This window comes from Amphibacillus jilinensis Y1, assembly GCF_000306965.1.
Classification (GTDB): Bacteria; Bacillota; Bacilli; order Bacillales; family Amphibacillaceae; genus Amphibacillus_C; species Amphibacillus_C jilinensis.
Genome location: NZ_JH976446.1, coordinates 1,361 through 12,943, shown reverse-complemented (window position 1 = coordinate 12,943; position 11,583 = coordinate 1,361). Strand labels below are relative to the sequence as shown.

The window sequence follows — 11,583 nt, the reverse complement described above, 5'->3', positions numbered from 1 at the left end:
CGTGCCCGCGGAAAGCGATCGTCTGTAACTGGAGTGAGTACAAAATCCTATAAATTCAAAATACCTCCAGGGGTTAGTTTTTCAGCAGTCTCCCTACGGAAACAGCGTGAGCGCAAAATCCCCCCTTCACTCTTGCTCAGAGCAAAGTCTTAAGTTGTACCGTCACGCCAACATAAATTTTAGAGCTTCAGTACAATTGAAAATAACGAATGCTGCCATTGTGTTCCCTCGAATTTCTAAAGTAACTATAATAATAAGTTAACAAAATTGTAAGAAAGTTGCTCTATTTTTCGTTGTGATCTATGTTAAAATGTGACTGTTTCCCTAGTTTAGAGACGTTGAGGAGGAAGTAGATTTGTACAAACATTTACAAGATTTTGTTGCAACTTTAGAAAAGAAAGGAGAGCTAAAACGGATCCAAGCTGAGGTAGATTCAGAACTGGAAATTACGGAAATTACTGATCGGATCTCAAAAGCTTATGGACCAGCCTTATTATTTGAAAATGTTAAAGGCTCAAACTTTCCTGTTCTTATCAATGCCATGGGTAGCTATGAGCGGATGAGTATGGCGTTAGGAGCAGAATCACTTGATGAAATTGCTGATGGGATAGGTGAATTTATTGATATGTCCAATTATTTAGGACTTATGAAAAAAATCAAATCCTTGCCTCGCCTTTCGCGATTAGCAGCCGTATTTCCAATTAAATCTTCATCTAAAGGTGCATGTCAAGAGGTTGTTGACCTAAAGCCAGACTTAAATAAGCTCCCTATTTTAAAGTGTTGGCCCAAAGACGGTGGTAAATTCATTACATTACCGCTTGTGATGACAAAAGACCCTGAGACCGATATTCAAAATACCGGAATGTATCGCTTGCAAGTATTTGATGGCCAAACAACAGGCATGCATTGGCACTTACATAAAGATGGGCGAGAAATTTATGAAAAATATCGCCAATTGGGAGGCAAGATGCCCGTATCCGTAGCTTTAGGTTGTGACCCAGCCATTACTTATGCTGCGACAGCTCCATTACCAAAGATGATTGACGAAATGATGTTTGCTGGTTATTTACGTAAAATGCCGGTTAAACTTGTGAAATCTATAACAAATGATATTTATGTCCCTGCTAGTGCAGAAATTATTATCGAAGGCTATGTTGACGTCAATGAGCCTCATAGGACAGAAGGGCCGTTTGGTGACCATACGGGTTATTACTCATTAGCCGATCAATATCCGGTTTTTCATGTGACATGTATCACACACCGTAAAGATGCTATTTATCCAACAACGATTGTTGGAAAACCACCAATGGAAGATTGCTATATGGGAAAAGCAACAGAAAGGATATTCTTACCATTATTGAAAATGCAGTTTCCAGAGATTGTTGATCACCATTTCCCATTAGAAGGTGTGTTTCATAATTGTGTGATTGTCTCGATTAAGAAACGCTATCCAGGACACGCTAAAAAAATCATGAATTCATTGTGGGGCTTTGGACAGATGATGTATACGAAAATGATCATTGTGGTTGATGAACATATTAAGCCAAGCGATGTCTCGACAGTAGCGTGGAAAGTTTTTAATAATATTGATGCCAAGCGTGATATTGTCATATCTGAAGGCCCACTTGATGCGCTTGATCATGCTTCAAATTTGCCGCATTTAGGCCATCGTCTAGGCATCGATGCAACGAAAAAATGGCCGAGTGAAGGTTATACACGCGAGTGGCCAGACGATATTGAAATGACTGAAGAGGTGAAAGAACTTGTCACAAAAAGGTGGAGTGAATATGGCTTGGATTAAATCGTTCAAGAAAATTCATGATTATGGAACGTTAGTTATGTTTTCCCATACGATTTTTTCACTGTCTTTTGCAATTATAGCGATGTTACTAGCCGGTGGCTTCCCATCTATTGATACTTTTTTTTGGATTTTGGTCGCATTTCTAAGTGCCAGAACAGGTGCTAATGCGTTAAATCGTGTAATTGACGCAAAAATCGATGCTCAAAATCCGAGGACCGCAACAAGGCAAATCCCACAAGGCTTGCTTAATAAACAAGAAGTATTGATCTTTTCGATCGTGTGCTTTGTTATCATGCTTGCAGCTGCATGGATGCTTAATCCATTATGCTTTTTTCTAGCACCGATTGCGTTGTTTTTAATGGTGATCTATTCTTACACGAAACGATTTACTTGTTTATGTCATCTCATACTAGGGGTGAGTTGTGCGGCTGCTCCGGTTGGGGCTTGGATTGCAATAACAGGAACGATGTCATGGGTTGCTTTTTTCATGGGAGCAGCTAATACGGCGTGGGTAGCTGGTTTTGATATTATCTATGGTGCACAAGATTATCAGTTTGATCGTGAACATGGGATTCGCTCCATACCAGAGACGTTTGGTTTACGTTTTGGTCTATATATATCGGCGTTATTTCATGTTGCCACGGTTATTTTTTTGATTATGGTTGGATTTCTAAGTGAAGGAATTCACATGATTTACTTCATTGGATTAATCTTTGTTAGTTTATTATTTATTATTCAACACAGCATGGTGTCACCAACCAATTTAAAAAATGTCAAAATTGCCTCATATAGCATCAATCAATTAGTAAGTTTGACTTTTCTGTTATTTGGTGTATTAGCGATTATTTGGTGAGCTCATTAAAGAGAGGATTTTTAGATGAAAAGAGTTGTGGTTGGGATCACGGGTGCAAGTGGCAGTATATACGGTAAAAGAATGGTTGAAGTATTATTGGAAAATAACATTGAAACCCATTTGATTTTAACAGATACAGCTAAGCAGGTGATCGCCTATGAATTGAAACTCTCAGTGCAAGATTGGTTAGCAAAGTTAAAAAAGGAGTATAAGCATTTTTCGTTAAATGAAAATGATAATTTGTTTGCCAAAGTGGCAAGTGGTTCCTATTCTTTTGATGCTGCTATTATTTTACCTTGTTCAATGGGAACGTTAGCTGAAATAAGTCATGGCATAGCAAAAAATTTACTGTGTAGAGTTGCAGATGTAGCATTAAAAGAAAAGCGTTCGCTCGTTATTGTTCCGCGCGAGACACCTTTAAATGCTATTCACTTAGAAAACATGTTAAAACTGTCTCAGCTAGGTGCATCGATAGTTCCGGCAATGCCAGGTTTTTATCATCATCCATCATCGATGGATGATTTAATTGATTTTGTCGTTGGGAAAATACTTGACCATTTATCTATAGAAAATGATTTATTCAAAAAATGGGGGAATTAAATTGAAAAAAATACTATTGTTATTCTTATTCACTATCTTTATCTTAGGGGGATGCGCGTCAGATTCATCAGCTGAAGCAGATTTGCAGCCGATTACGTTCGGGGCAATTTCATCAGTAGATGTTTTACCGTTAGTTATTGCCGAAGAAAATGGCTATTTTGAAGACGAAGGCTTAGAAGTTACCTTAGAATTATTTAATAGTGCTAATGATCGCGATTCAGCGTACATAAGTGGTCAATTAGATGGTATGATTTGCGATATGATTGCAATTAATTTATATCAAAATAGTGATGTTGATTTGAAGATTACCGGGTTGACAGATGGAGACTTTAGATTAATAGCTAGACCTGAGATAGGTATCGACGACATAACTGATCTTGTTGACCAAACCGTGGCTATTTCTGATCACACCTCAATTGAATACGCACTTGACAAAATCGTAGAGGCAAACGGACTTGATCAAAATGATCCGAATAAAACGATTGTACCTGCTGTGCCAGTGAGACTTGAAATGCTAAGAAATCAACAAGTGGATGTTGCGCTTTTACCAGAACCTTTTTCAACATTGGCACTTAATGATGGTTATACTTTATTAGGTAGCGCGAAGGAGCTTGGTTATTATACATCTGTTACTGCATTTTCACAAGATGTTATTGATGAAAAGACAGAGGAACTTGAGCGTTTCTATTCTGCCTACAATCAAGCGGTTGACTATTTGAATGAGACACCGATCGACGAGTATGAAGATATTGTAATTGAAATCGTTGGCTATGCTGAAGATATGAAAGGATCGATTGAAAATCCAGTATTTAGAACCAATCAATTGCCAACTGAGGATGAACTACAAGAAGTCATTGATTGGGTTATTGAGAAAGACTTGATTGATGATGCGTTTACACCTGATCAGTTAATCGATGATATTGGCATATAATCAGTTATTGACTGTCTCTAAATCTTCACTCTGTTCATATACTGTTATAAGGACAGGTGATCGTAATGAACAAGCATAGGATAAAGGGCACGCAAGTCTATGACTGGACGAAAAAAAAACAGTGCATTAAAATCAGTGTTCCGATCCGTTCAGCAGCTCTATCGATTAGAGCTGAAACGTATCAATATAACGCACAGTCTGATGGAGAAAAATATACTTATACAAATGCAGATGAACGAACTGAATACGGTAATAGAGGGATATTGGATCCAAAGAAGATGACTCTCGTAAATTTGTATGTTAATGGTGTACTCCAACCGACTAATACGTATGCAGTAAAAGAAGGTGAGCTACGATTCCAAACAGATCGTCCACCCATTGCAGATGCGCCAATCATCTTACACTTTATTAAGTTATATTTGACATGAGGCAAAAACAAAGCGAATGATTCGTGGTATCAATCAATGAATCATTCGCTTTACTATTTTTGTTGTTAATATGTCTTTGATCATCATTATGTTGTTATTTCAGTTGTTGAGGTTGGATCAAATACTACAACTTCTAAAACAACTGGTGTGCCAACAATAATCGCCTCACTATCAGCAGGTACATCAATTTCAAGTGAACCGACCCCAGTTGCTCCCGGTGTATAAGTGGTGAGACCTTGCATTTGTAACACACCGTTGACGGATACATTATAATAACTGTTATCGGTTATGAGTTCTGGTAATTCGACAACAGCTGTTCCGGTATTATCAAAAAAGTCAGCTACATCGATGTCTAGTGATGTTCCTGGTTCGACTTGTGCTTCGGTTACATAAAAATACTTTTCTGATTCGGGATCAATCGTTGTCGCTGTTGAAGCCTCAATGGCTAATTTCATCAATTGTAAAACCATATTTTCACCTCCGCTATACTTCTTAATTTAGTATATGGATAATGAGCGTTTCAGTTAAAGACAAGTACCCTTAATCTTACGTATTCCTTCATATTAGCTAGTTTGCGAACAAATAATTGTGTTATAATGGAAAAAAATAGCGTTATTTCTAGACTGAACGATTGATAGAAGATGAAGCAACAAAGCGATTGTGTACAAAAGTTAGGTAACGGAGAATGATTTGACTAGTGAAAAGGGAGTGTGAAATCATGGATACGTATCAGGATTTAATTCATGCATTTGAAGAGACTGAGGATTGGCTTGAATCTTTAAAAAAGTACAGTGATGAATGGTTTTTCCAACCTATTGAAAAAGAAAAATGGACGGTCGCTGATATCATTACGCATATGCGATTTTGGGATCAATATATGTTAGAGATCGTCATACCTCAAATGAAAGAGGGAGCAGATGTCAGAACGGAAGAAGACTATCAAAAAACTAACGATCAAGCAATCGTGTATGTGCAACACTCAAATAAAACAAGTCAACAGTTGATTGATGAAGCAATAACGATGCGAAAGAAAGTGATCGAATATTTGCGACAAAGAACAGAGCAGGATTTCTTTGCGCGCTTTACAGTAAATGGTGAGGTCATTGATCAGTTTACAGGTTATCCGCATACTTTATATAACTTTATCGCAGGCTTTTTATGGCATGATCATCATCATAAAGACCAAGTTGAACATTTTTTCAGTAAACGATGATGGTTCTATCAATCTATCAAGTGACGGCACTGAATAATATAAGGGGGAGCAAATGAAATTACAGCAAGGAGACAAAGTCGGTTTGATTGCTTGTTCTGATGGACGGAAGCTAGAACAGCAAGATCAAATAGAAAGGATTAAAAATCTATTTGAAAGTTGGGGAATTGGCACCGTTGAAGCTAAAACGATCTATCGGCAAGAGGGTACGTATTGGAGTGGTCCACCAGCATTACGGGCTCAAGAACTAATCAAGCTTTATAAGAATCCAACGATAAAAGTTATCTTTGATTTGTCCGGTGGCGATAGCGCCAATCAAGTGTTACCCTATCTTGATTTTAATACGATTAAACAACATTCAAAACCATTGTTTGGTTATAGTGATGTAACGGTACTGTTAAATAGTTTATATAGTCAGGCTTGTGCGCCAGTTTATCATTATCAAATTATGCATCTAGGATCTAATAAGGATAAGCTACAAGAGCGAAGTTTATACAACCTATTATTTAACGATCAAGAAGCGTTAAACTTTGACTATGACTGGATTCAAGGGGATGCATTATCTGGACAAATTGTAGGTGGTAATATCCGATGTTTTTTAAAGTTAGCGGGGACTTCTTATATACCAGATCCAAAAGGGAAAGTGCTTTTCTTGGAGTCTTTGAGTGGTCAACCCAATCGCATCGCAACCTTTTTGGCGCAGCTCGAACAAATCGGTTATTTTGACCAAATCAATGGACTATTACTAGGCACATTTACTGAGCTTGAACAAACGTCTGGAACAGGAGCATTAGTAGAACTGGTTCAGCCCTATGCACAAAAATATCACTGGCCGATTATAAAGTCAGATCAACTTGGACACAGTCCAGAAAGTCCTCTTTTAAGATTAGGGCAACAGCTGACATTGAAAGGGCAAATCTAATCAATTAGGTTTGCTTTTTTATTTTGTTTAGAAATCAGTGCTTTTGCTCCTACAGTAAGCGTAACTATTATTTAGAAGGGAACGTCATGCAAACGTGTCATTGAAGTGCACTTCATGTAGCTTTAAAAAATTTATTCGCATTTCGAATTAAAAATGTTGACAATTATAAATATAATTAAGATAATAGATAGCATGCTATATATTATCATGGGAGGTGTCAACAGTGCCAGACGATATTATTTTCTACATACGATTGGTATATTTTGCGCTAGAACGTGAAAAAAATAGTTACTTTGAAAGTCAGAATTTAACGGCATCGCAAGGTGATATATTGCTATTTTTGTCCAAAGCTAAGTATCATAATAAAGCTTTAAATCAAAAGGATATCGAAGCACATTTCCATTTGACAAATCCTACGGTAACGGGCTTGCTCAATCGCTTGGAAGAAAAAAACTTTGTTAAGCGTGTTAAGAGTGAAACTGACGGAAGAAATAAGCTCATCTATTTAACCGATGAGAGTGAAGCTGTTTTAGCGCGCTTTAAAGCATATAAGCATGTTATTGATGAGAAGCTTTTTCAAGGTATATCTCAGTCAGAGCAGCAAGATGTCTTAGAAAAATTGAAGGCATTTTTAGCAAATCTTAATCAAGAATTGCCGAAAGAATGTAAGTTTAAAAGGTAGAGGAGAATTGGAGGTTGACGTAAGATGATTAAGAAATTATTACCGTTTTTAGGAGAATATAAGCGAGAAACGATTTTAACACCACTTATGGTGGTCGGAGAAGTGGTCTTGGAATTGATGATTCCCTTCTTAATGGCACGTATTGTGGATTACGGTATTTTAGGTGATGGGGGGATGCCTTATACGATTCGAGTGGGGTCATTAATGATTGTCATGGCACTCGTCGCCCTTATTTTTGGTGCACTTAGCGGAAAGTATGCAGCCATATCTGGTATGGGGTTCGCACGCAATATTCGTTCGGGATTATTTGAAAAAATTCAAACCTATTCATTTGCTAATATTGATAAATTTACAACCGCATCCCTAGTCACACGGTTAACAACAGATATTACGAATACACAGAACGCCTTTATGATGGTGATCAGAATGGCGGTGCGTGCGCCTATCATGCTAGTGGGAGCAACGATTATGGCAGTTTCTATCAATCCACAACTGTCATTAATATTTCTCATTTCGATTCCAGTATTGTCTGTCACGTTATATTTAATTGGAAAACACGCCCATCCAAGATTTTTAGACATGCTTGAAAAATATGACACACTCAATGAGAAAGTCCAAGATTTTATTGTTAATATTCGTGTAGTCAAGGCTTTTGTTCGAGAAGACCATGAAGAGGAAAAGTTTGTAGCAGATGCTAAAAAAGTCAGGGATGCACAACTCAGTGCAGAGAAACTGGTTGTTCTTAATATGCCAATTATGCAATTAACGATCTATTCCAGTATTGTCGCGATCATATGGTTTGGCGGAAATATGGTTATTCAAGGAACATTCAACATTGGAGAATTATCAAGTTTTATTATGTATATTATGCAGGTTCTGATTTCATTAATGATGATTTCAATGATCTTTATCATGTTAATTATCTCTCGTGCTTCTTTCTCAAGAATTGTTGAAGGATTAGAAGAAAAACCCGTCTTAGATGATGATGATAGTGATCAAACACTTGATTTAAATGATGGAAGTATTATCTTTAATCAAGTAGATTTTAGCTACAACCAAGATTCAAATAATTTAGTGCTTAAAGATATCAATTTAACGATCAAGTCTGGTGAAACCGTCGGTATCATAGGGGGAACCGGTTCTTCCAAAACCACTTTAGTACAATTGATACCTCGGCTTTATGATGTTTTAAATGGGGAAATCATTGTTGGTGGCCATAATGTTAAAGATTATCAATTAAAAACATTACGTGATCAAGTAGCAATGGTTCTGCAAAATAATGTTTTATTCACAGGCACAATTAAAGATAATTTAAAATGGGGTAACGAAAATGCTTCAGATCAAGAGGTTATTGAAGCTGCCAAAGCCGCCCAAGCTCATGATTTCATTGTTTCGTTGCCAAATGGTTATGACACGGTGCTTGGTCAAGGGGGAGTTAATGTCTCTGGTGGCCAAAAACAACGACTGACCATTGCCAGAGCTTTGCTTAAAAAACCAAAAGTTGTCATTTTAGATGATTCAACAAGTGCGGTCGATACAGCAACAGATGCAGCCATTCGAAAGGCGTTTAATGAGAATTTACAAGGTGTTACGACTTTAATTATTGCTCAAAGGGTGACCTCAGTTTCTGATGCGGATAAAATTATCGTAATTGATGATGGAACCATTAACGGCTTTGATACCCATGACAACTTATTGAAGACAAATGCGATTTATCGAGAAATTTATCAATCGCAAAGTAAAGGAGTGAATGATCATGAGTAAACAACAAAAGCCAGTTGGTGGACCAATGGGTGGACCTAAAGGGATGGGAAAACCTACAAACATTTGGGAAACCGTTAAGCGGATTGCTAGTTATATGAAAGAAGACAGATGGATATTATTAATTGTGTTTATCACCATTATCTTTAGTGCATTAGCGAATGTGATCGGGATCTCCTTTCTTCAAGTCATTATTGACGACTACCTTGCGCCACTAATTAATAGTGATGATAGCGCACTTATGAGAGGATTTATAACCGTTATTGGTGTTGTTTCGATCATTTACATTATAGGTGCAGCCTCGACTTATATTTTCAACCGATTAATGGTTGGTGTGTCAACACGTACGTTATATAAATTGCGCGTCGATTTATTTAAAAAGATGGAAGCTCTGCCAATTAAGTATTATGATACCCACACTCACGGTGACTCTATGAGTTTATATACAAACGATATCGATACACTTAGACAAGTATTGTCGAACAGTGTAACGAACTTTGTTACTTCTCTAATAACTGTTGTTGGTGTATTTGTGATGATGCTTGTGTTTAGTTGGCAGCTAACGATCATTGTTCTAATTATGTTAGCGCTCATGATGCTAGCTGTTAAAACGATAGGTGGTAAAAGTGCCAATTATTTTGTCAAGCAACAACAGGAGCTTGGGCGCGTCAATGGTTACATTGAGGAAATGATTGAAGGTCAGAAAGTGATCAAAGTTTTCTCGCGTCAGGATAAGGTTATTGAAGAGTTTGAAGAATTAAATGAAGAGTTACGTGTGAATGCTACACAAGCCAATACCTTTGCCAATATTTTAATGCCGATAATGGGTAATTTATCTTATATGCTTTATGCGATTACGGCAATGATTGGTGGATTATTTGCGATTATGAATGCATTAACCTTAGGTACTGTCATTGCTTTTCTTCAATTTACTCGTACATTTTCCATGCCAATTGTGCAAATCTCACAGCAACTTAATGCAGTTTTGACAGCACTTGCTGGTGCAGAGCGTATTTTCAAGGTGATTGATGAAAAGCCGGAGTTTGACCAAGGGCACGTTACAATGGTTGCGGTAGAAGACAACCAATCAGATGAAATAGCGGAATCTGATCAGCGTACTGGAGCGTTTGCATGGAAAGAAGTGAAAGAAGATGGCTCTACTGTTTATACACCTGTTCAAGGTAAGGTTGTCTTCAAAGATGTTATCTTTGGCTATGACAAAGATAAAACCGTATTAAATAATATTTCACTTTATGCTAAACCTGGCCAGAAGATAGCCTTTGTCGGTTCAACAGGGGCTGGTAAAACGACGATAACAAACTTGATTAACCGCTTCTATGATGTCCCATCAGGCAATATTAGTATTGATGGTATTGAAATTAATAAGATTAAAAAGCCGGATTTACGCCGTTCGTTATCAATGGTATTACAAGATACACATTTATTTACCGGAACGGTAATGGAGAATATACGTTACGGACGACTTGATGCAACAGATGAAGAAGTGATTGCCGCAGCGAAGTTAGCCAATGCTGACAGCTTTATTCGTCATTTGCAAGATGGCTATCATACGGTATTGAAGTCTGATGGTGGAAACTTGTCACAAGGACAGCGGCAACTACTTGCAATTGCAAGAGCCGCAATTGCTGAAACACCTGTATTAATATTAGATGAAGCAACATCTTCTATCGATACACGTACAGAAGCACTGATTCAAAAAGGTATGGATCGTTTAATGGAAGGGAAAACATCCTTTATTATTGCACATCGCCTGTCAACAGTGCGTTCGGCTAATGCGATTATGGTACTTGAACACGGTGAAATCATTGAACGTGGCGATCACGATCAACTTATTGAACAAAAAGGTAAGTATTATCAATTATCAGCTGGTATGTTTGAATTGACTTAATAGCACAAAGAAAAAACTCCTTCAAATCAATTGAGGGAGTTTTTTAGCTAAACATTATGGATCTATACTGAATGTGGTGGTGTCCTCTATCGTGATGGGATTCCTGTAGTGTGAAAAAAATACACTCATTCGCCCTCTGGATTATTATCAACGTTGTACAAATGCTTTGAAAACAACAGCATTAACATACACGGCCTTCCATTCTTTTCGTACTGCAGCTCGCTTGGTAGGGATGACAACGAACCGTCTACTTCGATTATTTGACCATCACCAGATAAAAGTAAAAAAGATTGTTCCTCGGGCCATATCCATTGATGAGTTTAAAGGTGATGCAGGGGGAGAAAGATTCCAAACGAATGTGGTGGATGTGGAGAATAATGAAATTATAGACATTTTACCTGATCGAAAGGTAAAGACCATTGAGAAATACTTGCGTTCGTGTGATACAAGTAAGGCTGTTTTGGTATCAAAAATTTTCAACGTTTG

At 37.5% G+C, this 11,583-nt stretch carries 11 protein-coding genes and 1 pseudogene; 11 read left to right on the top strand and 1 reads right to left on the bottom strand.

Translation table 11 applies throughout. The annotated features are described in order from the left end of the window. The first annotated feature begins 355 nt into the window (after positions 1-355). The 5 genes from B494_RS0118380 to B494_RS0118360 all read left to right on the top strand — a co-directional run bounded on the left by B494_RS0118380 (position 356) and on the right by B494_RS0118360 (position 4,613). On the top strand, positions 356-1,801 hold the full coding sequence (locus B494_RS0118380; RefSeq protein WP_017473841.1) for a menaquinone biosynthesis decarboxylase: 1,446 nt from the start codon (positions 356-358) through the stop codon (positions 1,799-1,801). Then, positions 1,788-2,654 carry a UbiA-like polyprenyltransferase gene (locus B494_RS0118375; RefSeq protein WP_017473840.1) on the top strand — a complete coding sequence of 289 codons (867 nt, stop codon included), beginning with the start codon at positions 1,788-1,790 and terminating at the stop codon, positions 2,652-2,654. The genes B494_RS0118380 and B494_RS0118375 overlap by 14 nt, the downstream gene beginning before the upstream one ends. 24 nt (positions 2,655-2,678) lie before the next feature. Further along, positions 2,679-3,254, top strand: coding sequence for a UbiX family flavin prenyltransferase (locus B494_RS0118370; protein ID WP_017473839.1), 576 nt, complete (start codon positions 2,679-2,681; stop codon positions 3,252-3,254). A 1-nt stretch (position 3,255) separates the two neighbouring features. Continuing rightward, entirely contained in the window at positions 3,256-4,185 is a 930-nt protein-coding gene (locus B494_RS0118365) for an ABC transporter substrate-binding protein (RefSeq protein WP_017473838.1), read from the top strand. Positions 4,186-4,250: 65 nt separating this feature from the next. After that, complete coding sequence (locus B494_RS0118360; protein WP_017473837.1) at positions 4,251-4,613, top strand: DUF4183 domain-containing protein; 363 nt, start codon at positions 4,251-4,253, stop codon at positions 4,611-4,613. Positions 4,614-4,699: 86 nt separating this feature from the next. Here the strand turns inward: B494_RS0118360 and B494_RS0118355 are convergent, their stop codons facing one another. Further along, entirely contained in the window at positions 4,700-5,083 is a 384-nt protein-coding gene (locus tag B494_RS0118355; RefSeq protein WP_017473836.1) for a DUF4183 domain-containing protein, read from the bottom strand. Between the two features lie 248 nt (positions 5,084-5,331). Between B494_RS0118355 and B494_RS0118350 the strand changes: the two genes are divergently transcribed. The 6 genes and pseudogenes from B494_RS0118350 to B494_RS19790 form a co-directional block, all read left to right on the top strand. Further along, positions 5,332-5,826: a DinB family protein gene (locus tag B494_RS0118350; protein WP_017473835.1), complete on the top strand. Its 495-nt coding sequence runs from the start codon at positions 5,332-5,334 to the stop codon at positions 5,824-5,826. 52 nt (positions 5,827-5,878) lie between these two features. Next, positions 5,879-6,745 (top strand): S66 peptidase family protein, encoded by an 867-nt coding sequence (locus B494_RS0118345; RefSeq protein WP_017473834.1) that lies wholly within the window; start codon positions 5,879-5,881, stop codon positions 6,743-6,745. Between the two features lie 223 nt (positions 6,746-6,968). Continuing rightward, on the top strand, positions 6,969-7,427 hold the full coding sequence (locus tag B494_RS0118340; RefSeq protein ID WP_017473833.1) for a MarR family winged helix-turn-helix transcriptional regulator: 459 nt from the start codon (positions 6,969-6,971) through the stop codon (positions 7,425-7,427). Between the two features lie 24 nt (positions 7,428-7,451). Further along, complete coding sequence (locus B494_RS0118335) at positions 7,452-9,191, top strand: ABC transporter ATP-binding protein (protein ID WP_017473832.1); 1,740 nt, start codon at positions 7,452-7,454, stop codon at positions 9,189-9,191. Beyond that, positions 9,184-11,097 (top strand): ABC transporter ATP-binding protein, encoded by a 1,914-nt coding sequence (locus B494_RS0118330; RefSeq protein ID WP_017473831.1) that lies wholly within the window; start codon positions 9,184-9,186, stop codon positions 11,095-11,097. Before B494_RS0118335 ends, B494_RS0118330 begins: the two co-directional genes overlap by 8 nt. A 139-nt stretch (positions 11,098-11,236) precedes the next feature. Next, positions 11,237-11,583, top strand: a pseudogene (locus tag B494_RS19790) (transposase); the annotation flags it as partial.

Excerpts from the sequence above, each read along its gene's own strand:
- B494_RS0118375 (WP_017473840.1), top strand. The coding sequence starts at position 1,788 with ATGGCTTGGATTAAATCGTTCAAGAAAATTCATGATTATGGAACGTTA.
- B494_RS0118370 (WP_017473839.1), top strand. The coding sequence starts at position 2,679 with ATGAAAAGAGTTGTGGTTGGGATCACGGGTGCAAGTGGCAGTATATAC.
- B494_RS0118360 (WP_017473837.1), top strand. The coding sequence starts at position 4,251 with ATGAACAAGCATAGGATAAAGGGCACGCAAGTCTATGACTGGACGAAA.
- B494_RS0118355 (WP_017473836.1), bottom strand. The coding sequence starts at position 5,083 with ATGGTTTTACAATTGATGAAATTAGCCATTGAGGCTTCAACAGCGACA.
- B494_RS0118350 (WP_017473835.1), top strand. The coding sequence starts at position 5,332 with ATGGATACGTATCAGGATTTAATTCATGCATTTGAAGAGACTGAGGAT.
- B494_RS0118345 (WP_017473834.1), top strand. The coding sequence starts at position 5,879 with ATGAAATTACAGCAAGGAGACAAAGTCGGTTTGATTGCTTGTTCTGAT.
- B494_RS0118335 (WP_017473832.1), top strand. The coding sequence starts at position 7,452 with ATGATTAAGAAATTATTACCGTTTTTAGGAGAATATAAGCGAGAAACG.
- B494_RS0118330 (WP_017473831.1), top strand. The coding sequence starts at position 9,184 with ATGAGTAAACAACAAAAGCCAGTTGGTGGACCAATGGGTGGACCTAAA.